General features: G+C 68.2%; 14 protein-coding genes. 5 read left to right on the forward strand and 9 right to left on the reverse strand.

The window, feature by feature from the left end:
• The first annotated feature begins 13 nt into the window (after positions 1-13).
• On the forward strand, positions 14-673 hold the full coding sequence (locus GLP40_RS08505; protein ID WP_154787232.1) for a TetR/AcrR family transcriptional regulator: 660 nt from the start codon (positions 14-16) through the stop codon (positions 671-673).
• Positions 674-1,049: 376 nt separating this feature from the next.
• On the opposite strand, the gene GLP40_RS08510 is transcribed toward GLP40_RS08505, so the two are convergent.
• From GLP40_RS08510 to GLP40_RS08535, 6 genes are all read right to left on the reverse strand, one after another.
• Positions 1,050-1,616, reverse strand: a complete 567-nt coding sequence (locus GLP40_RS08510) for a hypothetical protein (protein WP_154787233.1) — start codon at positions 1,614-1,616, stop codon at positions 1,050-1,052.
• Between the two features lie 111 nt (positions 1,617-1,727).
• Positions 1,728-2,714 (reverse strand): LysR family transcriptional regulator, encoded by a 987-nt coding sequence (locus tag GLP40_RS08515; RefSeq protein ID WP_328289870.1) that lies wholly within the window; start codon positions 2,712-2,714, stop codon positions 1,728-1,730.
• A 173-nt stretch (positions 2,715-2,887) separates the two neighbouring features.
• Positions 2,888-5,416: an ABC transporter permease gene (locus tag GLP40_RS08520; RefSeq protein WP_196054584.1), complete on the reverse strand. Its 2,529-nt coding sequence runs from the start codon at positions 5,414-5,416 to the stop codon at positions 2,888-2,890.
• Positions 5,416-6,189 (reverse strand): ABC transporter ATP-binding protein, encoded by a 774-nt coding sequence (locus tag GLP40_RS08525; RefSeq protein ID WP_230329335.1) that lies wholly within the window; start codon positions 6,187-6,189, stop codon positions 5,416-5,418. The genes GLP40_RS08520 and GLP40_RS08525 overlap by 1 nt, the downstream gene beginning before the upstream one ends.
• Before the next feature lie 101 nt (positions 6,190-6,290).
• Positions 6,291-8,006: a serine/threonine-protein kinase gene (locus GLP40_RS08530; RefSeq protein WP_328289871.1), complete on the reverse strand. Its 1,716-nt coding sequence runs from the start codon at positions 8,004-8,006 to the stop codon at positions 6,291-6,293.
• A 198-nt stretch (positions 8,007-8,204) separates the two neighbouring features.
• Entirely contained in the window at positions 8,205-10,082 is a 1,878-nt protein-coding gene (locus tag GLP40_RS08535) for a protein kinase domain-containing protein (RefSeq protein WP_154787235.1), read from the reverse strand.
• Between the two features lie 225 nt (positions 10,083-10,307).
• Here GLP40_RS08535 and GLP40_RS08540 point away from each other — a divergent pair, with 225 nt between their 5' ends.
• The 3 genes from GLP40_RS08540 (at position 10,308) to GLP40_RS08550 (ending at position 13,497) form a co-directional block, all read left to right on the forward strand.
• Complete coding sequence (locus tag GLP40_RS08540) at positions 10,308-11,078, forward strand: deoxyribonuclease IV (RefSeq protein ID WP_154787236.1); 771 nt, start codon at positions 10,308-10,310, stop codon at positions 11,076-11,078.
• 287 nt (positions 11,079-11,365) lie between these two features.
• Complete coding sequence (locus GLP40_RS08545) at positions 11,366-12,577, forward strand: CaiB/BaiF CoA transferase family protein (RefSeq protein WP_154787237.1); 1,212 nt, start codon at positions 11,366-11,368, stop codon at positions 12,575-12,577.
• Positions 12,574-13,497, forward strand: a complete 924-nt coding sequence (locus GLP40_RS08550; RefSeq protein WP_154787238.1) for a beta/alpha barrel domain-containing protein — start codon at positions 12,574-12,576, stop codon at positions 13,495-13,497. Before GLP40_RS08545 ends, GLP40_RS08550 begins: the two co-directional genes overlap by 4 nt.
• A gap of 15 nt (positions 13,498-13,512) precedes the next feature.
• Here the strand turns inward: GLP40_RS08550 and GLP40_RS08555 are convergent, their stop codons facing one another.
• Positions 13,513-13,758: a hypothetical protein gene (locus GLP40_RS08555; protein ID WP_154787239.1), complete on the reverse strand. Its 246-nt coding sequence runs from the start codon at positions 13,756-13,758 to the stop codon at positions 13,513-13,515.
• A 303-nt stretch (positions 13,759-14,061) separates the two neighbouring features.
• On the opposite strand from GLP40_RS08555, the gene GLP40_RS08560 reads away from it, so the two are divergent.
• A complete protein-coding gene (locus tag GLP40_RS08560) occupies positions 14,062-14,544 on the forward strand; it encodes a hypothetical protein (protein WP_154787240.1) in 483 nt (160 codons plus the stop codon).
• 34 nt (positions 14,545-14,578) lie between these two features.
• On the opposite strand, the gene GLP40_RS08565 is transcribed toward GLP40_RS08560, so the two are convergent.
• Both GLP40_RS08565 and GLP40_RS08570 read right to left on the reverse strand, forming a co-directional pair.
• Entirely contained in the window at positions 14,579-15,679 is a 1,101-nt protein-coding gene (locus GLP40_RS08565; protein WP_154787241.1) for a hypothetical protein, read from the reverse strand.
• Between the two features lie 237 nt (positions 15,680-15,916).
• A complete protein-coding gene (locus GLP40_RS08570) occupies positions 15,917-17,044 on the reverse strand; it encodes an acyl-CoA dehydrogenase family protein (protein WP_154787242.1) in 1,128 nt (375 codons plus the stop codon).
• Positions 17,045-17,051: the final 7 nt, after the last annotated feature.

Consider the following 17,051-nt stretch of genomic DNA (forward strand, 5'->3'; position numbering starts at 1 on the left):
GAGAGGGGCATAGATGACCGCACGCAACGGGTCGGAACCCAACCGCCTGGAACGCCGCAAGGCCCGCACGCGCGCCGCGCTGGTCGGCGCGGCGCAATCACTGCTTGCCGAGGGCAAACTCAACGTGCCGATCCTCGAGATCACCCAGGCCGCCGACGTCGGCATGGGATCGTTCTACAACCATTTCCAGAGCCGCGAGGAGCTGTTCCAAGCCGCCGTCGAGGAGGCGCTGGACCGTCACGGCGCGCTCCTCGACCTGCTGTGCGAAGACATCGACGATCCGGCTCAGATCTTCGCGCAGAGCTTCCGCCTCACCGGCCGCCTGCACCGCCTGCATCCCACCCTCAGCAAGGTCCTGCTCAACGACGGGCTCAACCTCGCGAACTCCGACCGGGGGCTCGCGCCCCGCGCACGTCGTGATATCGAGGCCGCAGCCGAAGCCGGGCGATTCGACATTCGAGACCCGGAACTGTCGATGACCGTCGTCGCCGGCGCGGCCCTGTGCCTCGGACGGCTGCTCCACGAGCATCCGGAACGCGATGACGCCGCGGCCACCGACCAGGTCGCCGAGGATCTGCTACGCATGTTCGGTCTCTCGCCCGCGGAAGCCCACGAAATCTGCCAGCGCCCGCTGCCCACTGTGGACCCGCCGCGAGACGGCTCGGCCACTTAGGCTCGAAACCGAATTGCCGGGAAGCCCGGTCAACAGCCGCCGTCGGCGTGCGACGCGGCAGCCCCGGACCGACCACCGCGGACATGACATACGCGACGGCCTGAAAATCACATCGCGTCGACCGCTGCTGACATGAGGAATCACCCTCGATGCCGATGGCATGCTCGACGGTCAGGCGGGAAGGGTTCGATCGAAGTTGCCGCTGCCCGGTTCCGACCGTCGGCCTGCGTGAAACGATAACTGTTGTGCTGCAACAATTTTCGCTGTGCCGAGCCGAACCCGCATATCGGGATCGGCTTCTCGCGCGTGAGTTCACGCAGTGGGCGCGGATCTCCAGGAGACATGGGGTGACGACCGGCGACGGCAGCGCGGAGAGTCAGTGCCGCGGAGCTGGTCCATCCGGGCGTGGGGAATCAGGGTCATCGGTGCGGTCATTGTCCTGATCACCGCTGGCGTCGCGTCCCTCGGCCGCACCGGATCCGATTCGGCGCGGTCTGGCCGGGCGTCGAACGCCGGTGACCGGGGCGTCGTCACCAGCTCGTTTCCGCCGGGCCGCGCCGAGGTCGATGACATTGCCGTCATTGTCGGCTCTGCCCGGATCATGTGCCGGGGCGGGATGGCGGGCCGGGCCAGGGTCGACCGGCCACCAGCCGGTCTCGCGTTGCAGTTCGGATCGCAGTACCGGCCTGGTCGGTGCCGGATCGTAGATGGAACCGCCATCCGGGCGCCACGCGTTGCGTGGGCGGTCGCTGACCTCTTCCGTCATACGCCGCGGGCGACGCGGCAGCCGGGTGAGTTTCGAGTTGCCCTCGTCCGCCTCGGGAGAGCCCGTCTCGGCGGCCCTCAGCTCTTCCAGCTTCCTGCGTAACCGTTCCACCGCATCGAACCTGTTGCCGCCGGGACCCGGCAAGGATCCCCGTCCCGGCACTTCCCGGTCCGACATCGAACTAGCCTCCGACGGGTGCCTCGGCACCCGTCGGCTCCACGACCGCCGGTACCCCGAGCCGATCTCTGAACTTCTTCGTGATTACGTCGCTCACGTCCGTATTCTCCCTCAGGACCGAGTGGCCCTTCCAGATGCGCCGCTCAGGCCATCCTGCGCCCATGTCGGGATCCAGATCTCGATGTCGGATGTGTCCGCTCGCCTGAAATCCAGGTACTCGCGGAGTTCGACGAGCGCCGGATGCCGATTGTCGTCACGCCAGACTATCGACATCGGGTAGATAGGCGTCGGTTGACACACTGGTATGCGCCGCAGGTCATAGCTGTCCGGCCACAGATACCGCGAGCCTTCCCCGATCAGGGTCGCCAGGTCGGATGAGTCGGCGATGTCGTCCAGCAGGGCCTCTTTGGCGAAGACCGGGCCGAGCATGTCGATGGCGAACCCGAAGGTGGCGGTGAGTTCGGCGTAATAGTCCGCTACCTCGCCACGGACAGGCAGGCCGGGCATCCAGATTCGGTATCCGGCCAGTTGCCAGGGTGTGACGAAGCGGGCATCGGCGAGCGGGTGACGGGGGCCGACCAGCAGCTCATGCGGCTCGTCGATCACTCGGGCAGTGCTGATCCCCCTGGGCAGCGGCCGCTGTGGGGGGACGGCGTGGAAGGTGGCGTCGATCGTCCCGGCTTCGACCGCGGCGATCGCCGCGTCGACGTCGACATCGAGGGTGACGACGTCCAGCTCGATATCGGGATGCGCGCGGTGGAAGTCCTGGAGGAGCACCGCCGTGACGATGCGCCGGGCGACGACATCGACCCGGAGCACCCGCCGCCCGGGACGCACCGACGCGTCGGCGCGCTCGGCAACCCGAAGCAGTTCACGCGCGTGAGGCAGGAAGGCCTGGCCGTCGATCGTGAGCTCGGCGCCGCGGGCCGTCCGGGCGAACAGCCGTACATCCAGGTATTTCTCCAGCGTCGCGATGCGCTTGGACACCGCCTGCTGAGTGATCGCCAGCGTGGCGGCGGCTTCCTGGAACTGGCCGGCGTCCGCAGCGGCGACGAAGGTGCGCACGGCATTGAGATCCACCCCGCGAACCCTACTCACACAACCCACGGTTGTGGCCGGCGCGGGCGGTGCGCACGGCGCCGCGCCTCGAAACAGTCTCCGCGCGTTGATCATCGACTTCGTTGCGGCGCGCTTCTCGAGACATCGGAGATAGAGGCGGGCCCCTCGGGGACGAAAACCCGAGGGGCCCAGGTGGTTTGCCGCCTACCGAGCTAGACGTCGGCGATGGCGGCCAGCGGGGGTGTGCGGGCGGCGCGGACCGCGGGCCAGAGGGCCGCGAGGATGCCCACGAAACCGGAGGCCAAGAGCATCAGCACGATTTGAGCCCAGGGGATGGCGATGGTGGCGATGCCGAGGTCGGCGAGCGTGCGGAGGAAGCCGAAGCCCAGGGTGATGCCGAGGATTACGCCTACCACCGCGCCGAAGATGGCTATCAACATGGATTCCAGATAGATGCTGCGGCGGACCTGGGGACGTTGCATGCCCACCGCACGGAGCATGCCGATTTCTCGACGGCGTTCGACGACCGAGAGGGCCAAGGTGTTGACGATGCCGAGGATGGCGATGACCACTGCCAGGGCCAGCAGGCCGTACAAGATGGCCAGGAGGGTGTCGATCTGTTTGCCCTGAGCGCCCTTGAAGTCGTTGCGATCCTGGACCTGGACGATCACGTACTGTTCGGTGGCCTTCTCCAGGTTCTTGCGCATGGCGGGGAGATCGGCGCCCGGTTGCGCGGCGACCAGGACCAGGAAGCTGGACTGGTAGCTGACCGGAACGGTCTTCTCGTACAGGGCCATGGGGGTGACCATGTTCTGCAGGAGCTGGGTGTCCTTGTAGATGCCGGCGACGGTGACCTCGAACTTCTTGTAGTCCATACTGGTGATCTCGACGCTGTCGCCGAGATTCCAACCATGGTCGGAGGCATAGGTTTCCGAGACCATGATGTCATTGTCGCCGAGCTGGTCGGTGCCCTGCTTCATGGTGTAATTGAGCACCCTGGCGGTCTGGCCCTCGGGCGCGGTGCCGATCACCTGCTTACCGTCGACCTTCAGCGCCACGCCGTGGAAGGCCACCACATCCTTGACCTGCGGCACCTGCTCGATGGTGCCGGTGGCCGCCAGCGGGACGCCGATGAGGCCGCCGGGCGGGCCCGCCAGGATGTAGTCGGCCTTCACGCCCTTGTCGACCAGGTCGCTCACGCTCGCCTTGGCCGAGGAGCCCAGCATGCCGATGGCGGACACCAGCATCAGGCCCAGCGTCAGGGCGAAAGCGGTCGCCGCGGTGCGGCGCGGATTGCGAATCGCGTTATTGCGCGCCATCCTTCCGACCGTCCCGAACGGGCGCACCAGGACGCCGAGCCCGGTCACCACCGGCCGCGACAGCGCCGGGGAGGCGAACAGCACCGCGAAGATCAGTGCGGCCGCGCCGATTCCGACCACCGTGGCCGCTCCGCCACCGGTGCCGCGAGCGCCCAGCACCACCAGCACCACACCGGCCACCGCCAGCACGGCGCCGATAATGGTGCGCAGCCGCAACGACTCTCCGGCCGAGTTCGACTCCGAGCGCATGGCCTCCACCGGCGGCACCTTGGCCGCCCGCCGCGCCGGCGCGTACGCGCTGAGCACGGTCACGAGGGTGCCGACGCCGATGGCCACCAGCACCGTGCGCGGCTCCAATGACATCGTCCCGGTGGGCAGACCCAGCTTGAACGCGTTCAAGAGTCCGGACAAACCGAAAGCCAGACCGACACCTGCCGCCAAACCCAGTGCGCTGCCGATCAATCCGACGATCAGCGACTCCCCCACCACCGACCGCGAGATCTGCTGTCGGCTCGCGCCGACCGCCCGCAGCAGCGCCAGTTCGCGCAGTCGCTGCGCCACCAGCATGGAGAAGGTGTTGTAGATGATGAACGTGCCCACCAGCAGCGCGATCGATCCGAACGCCAGCAGGAAGTAGTTGATGAACTTCAGGGCATTGCCGAACTGCTGCTTGAAGTCGTCGCGGACCTGTTGGGCGTCCTGCACCTTGTAGTCGGGCAGTGCGGCCTTGATCTGATCACGCAGATCGTCGGCCTGCACACCCGGCTGGGCCGCGATGTCCACGAACGCCACATGCAGTCCGTCGGTGAACAGTTGGCGCGCCTGCGAATCCTCGAACCGCAGCGAGATGAACCCACCCGTATCGGAGGCGTCGATGTCGTAGACGCCGGAGACGGTCACATCGATATTGCCCTTGGACGGCACCAGCACCGTGGTGTGATCGCCGACCTTCAGCCCGGCCCGCTCCGCGCCGCCCTTGTTGACGGCGATCTCACCCGGTTGGCTCGGCGGCGCGCCCTCGATGAACGTTTCCGGCTCGGCCACCGACTTGCCCGGCGGCAGATACGACTGGCCGAAACTCGGTACACCACCGGTCTGAACGGCGTGCCCGTCCTTCAGCAGCACGACGGGACCGTTGACGCTGGGCGCGACAGTCTGCACGCCGTCCATATGCGAGAGCTTGTCCACCACGTCGTTCGGCACGCCCAGCGACTGCTGCTCCTTGGGCTGCACCCGAACGTCCACGCCCTTGGCCTGGGAGGCGAAGATGCCGTCGAAGGTGCTCTGCAGCGTGTCGGTGAAGATGAAAGACCCGGAGATGAAGGCGGTTCCGAGCACTACCGACAGCACGGTCAGCACCAAGCGCACCTTGTGCGCGGCGAGATTGCGCAAGGCGACCTTGCGCATCGGGTTGGCTGCCATCAGAGCGTCTCCAGCGACTTCATCTTGTCGAGCACGGAATCGGCCGTGGGCTCGCGCAATTCGTCCACGATCACGCCGTCGGCGAGGAACACGACGCGGTCGGCGTAGGCGGCCGCGCGCGGATCGTGGGTCACGATCACCACCGTCTGCCCGAATTCGTCGACCGCCGCGCGCAGGATGTTCAGCACCTCGCCGGAGGAGTGCGAGTCCAGGTTGCCGGTCGGCTCGTCACCGAAGATGATGTCCGGCTTGCCCGCCAGCGCGCGGGCACACGCCACCCGCTGCTGCTGGCCGCCCGACAGCTCGGCGGGTCGGTGGGTGAGCCGGTCCCCCAGGCCCAGCCGCTTGACCACGGTCGACAGCCACTCCTCGTCGGCCTTGCGGCCCGCGATGTCCAGCGGCAGGGTGATGTTCTCCAGCGCCGTCAGGGTGGGGACCAGGTTGAACGCCTGGAAGACGAAGCCGATGCGGTCCCGGCGCAGCTGGGTCATCTGCTTGTCCGAGAGCTTGGTCAGATCGGTGTCACCGATGTGGACCGTGCCCGAAGTGGCGGCGTCGAGGCCGGCCAGACAGTGCATGAGCGTCGACTTGCCCGAGCCCGAGGGCCCCATGATCGCGGTGAACTCACCCTTCTCGAACTCGGCCGTCACCCCGGCCAGCGCGCGGACCTGCGTGTCGCCCGATCCATAGATCTTCACAAGATCGGTCGCTCGGGCGGCGACCGCGGCCATGCCCTTTTCGAGGATGGCGGATTCCGAGACGTTCGAAGTCATGGTGTCCAGTGTGTCGAGGTTCTGAGATCGATGCCATCCGGGAGGTCCCTGAGGCGCCGTGTCCTCACAGACTCCACACAAAAGCCCGCTGCGAACAGCCCTCAATTGATGGGGGCGGACCGCCACCAATCCAGCAGTTGGTCGTCGGTGGCGAGGAAACCTGTGCTGTACATGAGGAAGGCGTGCTTGCCGTCCTGCGAGTGGAACTCCGTCACCAGACGCGGACGCAGCAGGGCGCTGCCGCTGATCTGGTAATTCGTGTACAGGTTGCCGTGCACCTTGATGTCGGTCTTGGTGTAGCCGGACAGGGCGTTGAGCGCGTCCTCGGCGTCGGCGGCCGAGCGGTACATGACGAAGCGGTACGCCGGGTGGCCGACACCCCCCACGCAGTTCCAGGCGACGGCCCAATTGCCCAGGTCCGGGTCGCCGGAGCCGGTGTCGGGCGGGGGCGAGGAATGCTGATAGGTCGAGCAGGCCGCGCCCTGGTAGCCGGTGCCGGTGTTGGCGTCGGCAGCGGGGTCGGCCTGCGGCAGCATCTGTGGGAAGCGCTGGCTGAGGACCTGGGCGTCGGCGCCCGAGTGCTCCGTAAGGCCAGCGGCGGGATCGGTGGTCTCGGTCGGCGTGACGTCCACCTCGGTGGTCGGCACTGGCGCTTCGGAGGTGGTCGCCGAGGTGTGCGAGGTCCCGTTCTCATCGAGCCAGGCAATGAGGCCACCGACCGCCATCAGCGTCAACACCACGACGGCCGTGACGCCGAGCAGGCAGCCCCGCAACTTCGAACGCTTCTCCCGCGGCGGCGGCGACGGGGCGGGCGCCGGCGCCGGCGCCGGGGCGGTGTAGCGCATGGTCGCGGCCGGCTGCTGTCCGGGAACGCGATTCGGATCGACACCGTACGGGGTGGTCGACGCGGGACCGAATTGCCCTGGTGCCGCCGGTGATCCGCCGGACTGCGAAACGAACGGCGAGTGCGCCACCACGGTGGCTCCGGCCGGATTCTCCAGCGCCTGCTGGGCCGCCGCGGCGAACTCACCGCACGAGTCGAACCGTCCCTCAGGGTATTTGGCGAGCGCGCGGGCCAGCACGGCGTCCAGCGCCTGCGGCAGTCCGGCCCGCAGCGCGCTGACCGGCGGCGGCGGCTGATTGAGGTGACCGTGGATGATGCCCACCGGATGCTCCGCGGCGAACGGCACGTCCCCGGTCAGCAACCGGAACAGCGTACAGGCCAGCGAATACTGATCCGAGCGCGGATCCAGCGGCTGACCCGAAAGCTGTTCCGGGGACGCATAGGTCAGCGTCGCGGTGAACGAGCCGGTCTGAGTGAGCTTGGTGGCGTCATCGCGCAGGCGGGCAATGCCGAAGTCCGCCAAGAAGACTCGCTCCTCGCCGTCCACCTGTTCGAGCAGAATGTTGGCGGGCTTCACATCCCGGTGCAGCACGCCGCGCCGGTGCGCGAAATCCAGCGCCCGCGCGGTCTCGGCGATGATCCGGATGGCCTGGCGCGGCGGCAGATTCGCCGCCTCCAGCTGGGACGCGTCGGGACCGTCGATGTAGCGCATGGCGATCCAGGGCTGCGCGTCGTCGATGCCGCGGTCGTAGACCGGCACGATATTGGGGTGATCGAGCCGGGCGATGAGATCACCCTCACGCTCGAACCGCCGCCGGATCTCGATATCGCCGAACAGATCCTGACTCAGCAGCTTCAGCGCGATGAGCCTGGGTAGGCGGGGATGCCGCGCAAGGTAAACCGATCCCATACCCCCGCGGCCGAGTTCGCGTTCGATCTCATAACCGGCGAACACTTCCCCAACGCGCAGCACGTGAACCCTTCCCGAATCTCTTTGTCTCCGCTTCGCTGTGGTGGGTTCGCGGACCCGTAGGTCTCGTTCTTCCCTCTTCCGCTTCGTTTCCCCGCTACGTCGGACCAGAACGAGCGCTCCATCGACCTGTGCTGGGGCCGCGAACCAGATACTTCGCCGACCCTAGCCTGATCGGACCGGGGTTTCGAATCCCCCAGGTCAGTTGAGAGGGGCGTTCTTCCACCACTTCAGGACCGGATCGATGCTGCCGGTGAGGCCGTCGGTGTACATGAGGTACTGGGTGCGATTGTTGTCGCCGGTGAAGGCGGTCACCAGGCGCGGGTGGCTGTCATTGGTGATCTGGTAGTTGGTGTAGGTTTTGCCGCCATTGGCGTCCTGCGACTTGGCGTCCGGGGTCAGGTCGCTCAGCACGGACTGCGCGTCGGCGGCCGAGGAGTAGGCGAAGATGCGGTAGAAGGGGTCGTTGTTATTGCCGCCGCCGTAGCAGCGCCACTGCACTTCCCAGTCGCCGAAGTCCGGTGTGCCGTCGGTGGCGTCGGTGGAGACCGGGGAGTCGGCGACCCAGCAGGTCGCGCCGTTGAAGCCCTTGCCGCCGGTCTTGACGGCGGGCAACAGCTTCGGGAACTCCTGCGCCGCGACCGACCAGTCGATCTGCTTGTCGTCGGCCGGCGCGGCGCCCGCCGTGGTGACCACGCTGGGCGCGGCCTTGGTTTTGCCACCGGCCTTGCTGCCCGCCGCGGCGACCACGACGATCACCACGATGAGCAGCACCACCGCCGCCAGCACGATGCCGACGATGAGTCCGGTATTGGATTTGTTCGGCGGCGTCGGCCGCGGCGCCGCGACCGGCGGGCGCTGCTGGCCCGGACTCGCGTAGGCGTAGGACGACGACTGGGTGTACTGAGCGGTCCCGTGCCCGGTGTAGTTGCCGGTCACCGGCTTGGGCGGGACCGAATTGACCTGCGTCGAAGCTGGATACGGCACGGCCGGGGACGGCGGCGCGGTGTGCGGGCGCGGCCCGGCGGTCGGCATGGGCGCGCCGGTCATCGGCATTCCGGTCGGAAGTGGGCCACCGGTCTGCATCGGGCCGCCCATCGGCATGGCGCCGCTCGTATACATAGGCATACCGGTCGGCATGGCACCGCTGGTCATGGGCGTAGCCACCTGGGTCGGCCCGGCGGTGTGCGGCATCACCGGCATGGGCGGCGCGGTGCGCTGCACCAGCGGCATGGCCGGTGCGCTCGGATGCGCGAGGGCGCGCCGGGCGGCGGCCGCGAAGTCGCTGCAGTTGGCGAAGCGGTCCTCGGGACGCTTGGCCATGGCCTTGGCGATCACCAGGTCCAGGCTCGGCGGCAGGCCGGAGCGCGAACCGCTCAGCGGCGGCGGCGGATTCTGCAGATGCCCCTGGATGACCGCGGCCGGATTGGTGGCCGAGAACGGGCCCGAACCGGTGAACAGCCAGAACAGCGTGCACGCCAGCGAGTACTGGTCCGAGCGGCCGTCGAGCGCCGAACCGGTCAACTGCTCCGGCGAGGCATAGGCCAGGGTCGCGGTGAACGTTCCCGTCTGGGTGAGGTGACCGCTGTCGTCACGCAGCCGCGCGATGCCGAAGTCGGTCAGGTACACCCGCTCGCCCTTACCGCCGGTGGAGCGGGCCAGCAAGATATTGGCGGGCTTCACGTCCCGGTGCAGCACCTCGTTGCGGTGCGCGTAATCCAGGGCGTCGGCCATTTCGGCGACGATCTGCACGGCCCGTTCGGGCGGCAGCGTCTGCGGATTCACGCTGGCGGCGTCGATGCCGTCAATATATTGCATGGAGATCCACAGCTGGCCGTCCTCGAGCCCACGGTCGTAGACGGTGACGATGTTGTGGTGGTCCAACTGGGCGACCAGGTCGGCCTCGCGCTCGAAGCGGGCGCGGACCTCCTTGTCGAAGACCATCTCCCGGTTCAGCAGCTTGAGCGCCGTCATCCGGGGCAGTCGCGGATGCTTGGCCAGGTACACCGAACCCATGCCACCCCGGCCGAGCTGCCGCTCGATGACATACCCTGCAAAAACGTCACCGTTGGACAGCATGACGATCTCCCACTTCCCACTCCGTGTGCCGGGACCCACCAGCGCGCGAGGTACCACAGACGATCGATGTGATCGTGTCGGGCCGATCCGAAAACACCGAAACTGTAGCCGATTCGCGGCCTACCGAACTATCTACGCCGAGCCCGCTTACGCAACACTCAATGTTTGCTTGCAACCCTGGATGACGCGGCGTGCGGTGTCGGGGGTCGGCGATACGCTGGCCGCATGCGCATTGGAGCTCACGTCCGAATGGACAGCGACCCGATCGGCTTCGGCGAGAAGCTGGGGGCCGATGTCATCCAGATGTTCGTGGTGGATCCGCAGAGCTGGGACAAGCCCGCACCGCACCCGCGGGCCGAGGAGATCAAGGCCAGCGATATCGATCTGGTGGTGCACTCGTCCTATCAGATCAATGTGGCCAGCCTGAACAACCGGCTGCGCATGCCCTCGCGCAACGCGGTGGCGCAGCAGGCCGAGGCGGCGGCCGAGCTGGGGGCGTTCGGGCTGGTGGTGCACGGCGGCCACGTGCGCTCGGACGAGGAGATGGCGGAGGGATTCGTCAACTGGCGCAAGCTGTTCGAGCGGCAGGCGGACAAGGGCGGGTTCCCGGTGCCCATCCTCATCGAGAACACGGCCGGCGGAAACCACGCCATGGCCAGGCATTTCGACAATATCGGGCGGCTATGGGACGCGGTCGGCGACTTCGGGGCCGGATTCTGCCTGGACACCTGCCACGCCTGGGCGGGCGGTGAGGAGCTGGTCGGCATCGTGGAGCGGATCAAGCAGATCACCGGGCGCATTGACCTGGTGCACCTGAACTCCTCACGGGACGCCTTCGACTCGGGTGCGGACCGGCACGCGAATTTCGCCGACGGGACCATTGATCCGCAGCTGCTGGCCGAAGTGTGCCGCACCGCCGGGGCCCCGGTGATTCTGGAGACCCCGGCCGAGGGTGTCGCCGACGACCTGGCCTATCTGAGGGAACACGTCGGCTGAGGCCTTCCGATCCGCTGACCCTGAACCTGTTTCGGCGGACGCGCCGCTCGGACTCACGGCCCGGCACAACTCGATGCTCGTCGGTCGCGGTGCACCTGCGCACACCGTGAACCGATGGCCGGCCGACGCCATGACAACTCTCACCTCTCCCGATGTCGCACCGGCTCTGCTCTTCGTCCTCCGCTTCGCTCCGCGCTCCACCAGCCCCGCACTCCGGCCTCCCCGCGCTCGGCCCGAACCTGTGGGTGTCTGTCCCACGGCGCGGGTGTCTAGGCCAGACTGTGGGCATGGATATTCGGCCGCTGGATGGCGTGCGGGTGTTGGAGCTCGGTAACTATGTCGCGGCGCCGACGGCCGGGCGGATACTCGGGGACTTCGGGGCCGAGGTGATCAAGGTCGAACGGCCGAAAACCGGTGATGAGCTGCGGAATTGGCGGCTGTACGGCGGGAATACCTCGATGCTGTACCGGACTGTCAACCGGAACAAGAAGTCGATCACGCTGGATCTGCGCACCGAGGCCGGGCGCGGGATCGTGCTGGAGCTGCTCGAGCACTGCGATGTGCTGCTGGAGAACTTCCGCCCCGGAATGCTCGAGAAGTGGGGGCTCGGGCCCGAGGTACTGAACGAGGTCAATCCGAATCTGGTGATCACGCGCATCTCCGCGTACGGGCAGACCGGTCCGCTCGCGCAGCGCCCAGGCTTCGCTGCGGTGGCCGAGGCGGTCGGCGGGTTGCGCGAACTCGTGGGCGATCCGGACCGGCCACCGGTGCGCGTCGGCGTGTCCATCGGCGATTCCATTGCGGGGATCTACGCCGCCTTCGGCACCGTCATGGCACTCTTCCAGCGCGAACGGGTGCAGCGGGTTCCCTTGGAGCAGCGCGTCATCGACGTCGCGCTGAACGAATCCATCCTCTCGGTCATGGAATCGCTGGTGCCCGATTATCTGGCGTACGGCATCAACCGCGAGCGCGTGGGCGGTCGCATGGAGGGCATCGCGCCCAGCAACGCCTACCCGTGCAGCGACGGCACCAGCATCATCATCGGCGGCAATGGCGACGCCATCTTCCAGCGGTACATGCAGGTCATCGGCCGTCCCGATCTCGCCGCCGATCCGGAGCTGCAGGACAACGCCGGTCGCTGGCGCCACCGCGAGCGGCTGGACGCCTCGATCGCCGAATGGACGCGGGTGCACACCCGCGCGGAGGCGCTGCGGGTGCTGGAGGCGGCCGCGATTCCGTGCGGCCCCATCTACACGGCCGCCGATATCGTCACCGATGAACAGTACAAGGCGCGCAATATGATCCAGCCCTTCCGGGTGGACGTGGGCGAGCCGGAGCCCCGGGAGGTCGGTTTCCCGGGCATCGTCCCCGTCATCGGCGGACAATCGCTGCCCATCCGCAATGTCGGTCCCGACCTCGGCGAGCACACCCGCGAGGTGCTCTCCGGCCTGCTCGGCATGACCGACGCCGATATCGATGCCCTGGAGGCGAACTCATGACCCTGCGGGATGTCACGCTGCGCGATGGTTTGCAGCTCACCGGGAAGGTCCTGCCCACCGAGCGCAAGGTGCGGATCGCCCGCCAACTGCTTGCGCTGGGCGTGCCGGAGCTGGAGATCGGATCCATGGCGCGGCCGGATCTGGTGCCGCCCATGGCCAATACCCTCGAGCTGGTCGCGCAGCTGACGCCCGCGGAACTGGAGCGCTGCTGGGTGTGGGTGGCCACGCCGCGGCACGTGGCCAGGGCCGCCGAGGCGGGCGTGCGCAATTTCCAGTACTGCTTCTCGGTGTCGGACGCGCACAACAAGGCCAATATCGGCCGCACCACCGAGGACAGCCTGGCCGCCATGCCCGAGGCGGTCCGCCTCGCGGCGGAAGCGGGCGGGCGCATTCAGCTCTGCCTGGCAACAGCCTTCACCTGTCCGTTCGACGGGTCCGTGGATCCGGCGCGGGTGCTGGCCATCGCCACCGATCCGCGCACCGCCGGGTCGGCGGACATCGTGATCGCCGATACCCTCGGCCAGGCGCATCCGGGTCAGGTCGGAGCCCTGGTGGGTGCGGTGGCCGAGACCGGGCACTGGGGGACGGCGGAGCACCGCATCGTCTTCCACGGCCACGACACCTGGGGCATGGGCGTCGCGAATTCGCTCGCGGCCTTGGCCGCCGGTGCGGCGGTGGTGGACGGTTCGCTCGGCGGACTGGGCGGCTGCCCGTTCGCGCCGGGCGCATCCGGGAACACCTCGAGCGAGGACCTGTTGTTCGCCACCCGCCCGGAATGGCTTACGCCGCTTGTGTTGTCGGATCTGGTGCGGCTTTCCGAGGAGTTGCTGAAAGAACTCGGCGAGCCCAATCGATCACGGACGGCCGAGGGCGCGAGGTCCAAAGCCGAAGCGTTCGAATGGGTAATTGCCGCTCGCTGAGCAATTCGCGGACAATTAGCCAGCGTGCGCGTCGGCCCTCAGCTTGAGCAATACCAACCCGGCGGTGCAGGCGAGAATCAGTCCGGCGACGGTGATTTCGACGCGTAGCCCGGCAATGCCGAGAACCGCGCCGGTGAGCCCTCCCAGGAAGATCAGCCAGGCGACGGCGCGGGCCAGAATTGCCGACATCCGCAGCCCGGAGGCCGCGGGGTCTCCCGCGCGCGCCGACGTGCGCAGCGGAGATGCCGAGAATGCACCCATCATCCACTCCTCGATGACGCCCGCCGGGTCTCGCGATTCTTCGGCGCGCCCCTCGGCTAATTTCGAGCGTCTCACGTGTAACTTTGGACACACATTACGGCTCGGCAACGGAAAGTCCAGACGACACGTACGCAAAACGCGCCGAGTTTACTAATTCGATATCTGAATCATCGCTGTTTGAGATATTTCCGAGACCTACGGAATCGCCTGCGCCCTCGCGTGATCGAACCGACCACCCGCCTGGCCCCGCCTCGCAGCCTCCGTTAGGGTGAGCCCACTCGACACGAATCAGGAGTGCCACCAATGGACGGCAGCAACGCCGGCGCGGACGAGCGCGCGGTCACCCCGCTGCGCCACCTGCCCAAGCCTGTGGCGGGCGCCGCCGCGGCGGTCGGCGCGGTGTCGGCCGGGCTCATTCTCCTCGGCGCCTGTGGCATAGGCCACGATGACACCTACGTTGCTCCCCCGCCCATCAGCGCGGATCTGCAAGCGGCACCGTCAACTTCGACGAAGAGCGGTTCCAGCACCACCCCCGGCGTCATCATCCCGCCGTCCCCCACCTGGCGAGTAGCCGCCGACATGCCCTCCCGGCGCGCCCCCATCTCCACCGTCACCGCGACCCCGGAGGACCCGGCCGCGGACCCGAGCGCGAGCGCCCGCACGACGCCGTCGCGCCCGACCACCACCGAAAGCACGCGCCCCACAACCGAACTCCCGGCCACCACGGTTCCGGCGACCACCCTCGCGACCACAGATCACGCGGCCTCCGACGACTCCGACGGGTGACCCGGTCGGTCGCTGCGGGCAATGGCCCGGCGGGTCACCAGTCGCCGTCTTCGACCAGTGTGCCCTTCGTGTCGCCGAGCTGATGGACCTGACCGGGAGTCGGGTCCTGCCAGGGTTCGTGGTCGTCGCCCAGCCAATCCCCGACCGGGACCACTGCCGCGAGCGAGGCGGCCGGGGCCAGATCCGTTGCGTCCGAGTCGAAGTAGTCGAACCAGGGTAGGCCCGCCTCGGTGTAGGCCTTACGGTCGACCGGGGACGGGGGCGCGGCCTCGCCGGTGATCCGGCGCCAGTCGGGCGGGGTCACCAAATGGACGAAGATGCGGCCGGAGGGGTTGGTGGCCCAATCCGCCAGGGCGCGCTCGTCTTTGTAGATCTCCTGCCGCATGGTGCCGCCGACGCCGAGCCCCATCGCGACAGCCGGACGGCTCGACCTCGCGCGCGCGGATCGCTCGAGCCCGCCACTGCCCGGCGCGGGCGGCGGCGCCCCGTAGCCCGGCGGCATGGCGCCGCCCGGGGCGGGCATGCCCTGCGGCGGCAGGGACAGCGGGACGGGAGTCTCCCCGTGCGAGATCGCCCGCACCCGTTCGCGATCCTCCTCCATCGCCTTGCGCCAGCGCGCGAGTTCGACCTCGTTCAGTGCGAAGTTCTGGAGCTGAATGCCGCCGTGGGTCTCCTCGCCGGTGACCTGGCCCTCCACCGTCGCACCCGATCCCAGTGGTACCGCGACGAATTGGCGGATGGTGCCCTTGCCGGAGTTGATACCGTCCAGCCACGGCTGCTTGGGCAGCACCACATAGTTCTGCGGGTCGCGGGCCAGGCGATCACTCCACGGCTTCCCGGAGACCGCGCACACCTTGCCCACGCCGATCTGCAGCGCCGCAGGCTCTTTCGCGGAGAACGACAGCCACATCGCCTCCCGCAGATACATGGGCAGCATGACGCCGCCGCGCTTGCTCCATTCCTCGGGCACCGAGTCCGCGTAGTCCGCCACCCGCCGGACCGGGAAATCTCCCAGCCCGGGCGGCAAGGGATGCGTCCCCTGCTCGGGCAGTCTCAGCGTGCGAATGAACCGCACTCCCACCCCACCGGGCAACACCAGGGTGTTCCCGTCCAGCCGTACTGCCTCTCCTCCCATGCTCCGCACCCTACGCCCGCTCCGCACCTCCCCGACACCGAAATTCGACCTTCGCACCCCCAATCCACCGCCGCCAGAAGACGAATGCCGAGAACCCTCCCGCGCCGGTAGGTTCTCGTGGGTCGCACGCGTGAGTGCGCGCCGCGGAACCGCTCGGCGGGGACGCGAGCTGACGTCGGGTGGAAATGGCTGCGCCCCGCTCCGATCCGGAGCGGGGCGCAGCGTCAGCCGGACGAGTCAGAACTCCACGAGGGTGTAGTCGCCCACGCGGTCGCTCAGAACGCGCAGATGTTCGAGGTCGCTGCCCAGGGTGCGGGCGATGGCGGTGAGGCGGGCCACGTAGTGACTGACCGGGTATTCGGTGGTGATGCCGATGCCGCCGTGCATCTGGATGGACTCCTGGCCGATATGGCGGGCGGAGCGGCCGACCTGGAGCCGGGCCCGGGAGGCCGCGACCTGGTCGGCGGAGCCGTCGGCGACGGCGGCGGTGGCGTACAGGCTCATGGAGCGGGCCAGTTCCAGCGACACGTACATATTGGCGGCACGCTGGGTGAGGGCCTGGAACTTGGACAGCGTGACGCCGAACTGCTTGCGCGTCTTCAGATAGTCGGTGGTCAGCCGCATGGCCTCCTCCATCGCACCGAGCGATTCGGCACACAGGCTCGCCTGCGCCGCCACCGTGACCGCGTCCACCACCGGTTGGGCGTCACCGCCCGCACCGAGGAGTTCGGCCGCGGCGGAGGCGAATTCGATCTGCGCGCCGCGACGCTCGTCGAAGGTGCGGTAGGCGGTGCGGGTGACGCCCTCGGCGTCCGCCGCCAGCAGGAACAGGCCGACGCCACCGCCGGGGAGGGCGGCGCTGACGACCAGCTGGTCGGCGCAGTCACCGTGCGGAACCGGGTTCTTGACGCCGGTGATCCGGTAGGCGTCGCCGTCCGGGATCGCGGCGGTGGCGAGTTCGGTTGCGGGCCATCGGGTGCCGGGTTCCTCATGCGCGAACGCCAGCAGCGTCTCCCCGCCGACCAGCGCGGGCAGCACCCGCTGCCGCTGTTCGGCGGTACCGGCGCGGGCCACCAGCCCGCCGGGGACGAGCACGGCGTCGAGGAGGGGTTCGGGCGCGTTGCGGCGGCCGATCTCCTCCATGACCACCATGGTCTCGACCGGCCCGGCGCCGACGCCGCCGTCCTCCTCGTCGAAAGCCAGTCCGAGGACGCCCAATTCGGCGAGCTGACGCCAGACGTCGCGGCTCCAGCCGAGATCGGTGTCGGTGACCTTCAGGCGGGTCTCCGGGTCGTAGGCGCGGCCCAGCAGATCCCGGACCGTGTCACGCAGCATGACCTGTTCATCGGTGAGTTCGAAATCCATGGCGGCG

It is taken from the genome of Nocardia aurantiaca (genome assembly GCF_009708175.1).
In the GTDB taxonomy this organism is placed as follows: domain Bacteria; phylum Actinomycetota; class Actinomycetes; order Mycobacteriales; family Mycobacteriaceae; genus Nocardia; species Nocardia aurantiaca.

Bases quoted from the DNA above. Each gene is read 5' to 3' on its own strand.
- GLP40_RS08505 (WP_154787232.1), top strand. From the start codon at position 14: ATGACCGCACGCAACGGGTCGGAACCCAACCGCCTGGAACGCCGCAAG.
- GLP40_RS08510 (WP_154787233.1), bottom strand. From the start codon at position 1,616: ATGTCGGACCGGGAAGTGCCGGGACGGGGATCCTTGCCGGGTCCCGGC.
- GLP40_RS08520 (WP_196054584.1), bottom strand. From the start codon at position 5,416: ATGGCAGCCAACCCGATGCGCAAGGTCGCCTTGCGCAATCTCGCCGCG.
- GLP40_RS08525 (WP_230329335.1), bottom strand. From the start codon at position 6,189: ATGACTTCGAACGTCTCGGAATCCGCCATCCTCGAAAAGGGCATGGCC.
- GLP40_RS08535 (WP_154787235.1), bottom strand. From the start codon at position 10,082: ATGCTGTCCAACGGTGACGTTTTTGCAGGGTATGTCATCGAGCGGCAG.
- GLP40_RS08540 (WP_154787236.1), top strand. From the start codon at position 10,308: ATGCGCATTGGAGCTCACGTCCGAATGGACAGCGACCCGATCGGCTTC.
- GLP40_RS08545 (WP_154787237.1), top strand. From the start codon at position 11,366: ATGGATATTCGGCCGCTGGATGGCGTGCGGGTGTTGGAGCTCGGTAAC.
- GLP40_RS08550 (WP_154787238.1), top strand. From the start codon at position 12,574: ATGACCCTGCGGGATGTCACGCTGCGCGATGGTTTGCAGCTCACCGGG.
- GLP40_RS08555 (WP_154787239.1), bottom strand. From the start codon at position 13,758: ATGGGTGCATTCTCGGCATCTCCGCTGCGCACGTCGGCGCGCGCGGGA.
- GLP40_RS08560 (WP_154787240.1), top strand. From the start codon at position 14,062: ATGGACGGCAGCAACGCCGGCGCGGACGAGCGCGCGGTCACCCCGCTG.
- GLP40_RS08565 (WP_154787241.1), bottom strand. From the start codon at position 15,679: ATGGGAGGAGAGGCAGTACGGCTGGACGGGAACACCCTGGTGTTGCCC.
- GLP40_RS08570 (WP_154787242.1), bottom strand. From the start codon at position 17,044: ATGGATTTCGAACTCACCGATGAACAGGTCATGCTGCGTGACACGGTC.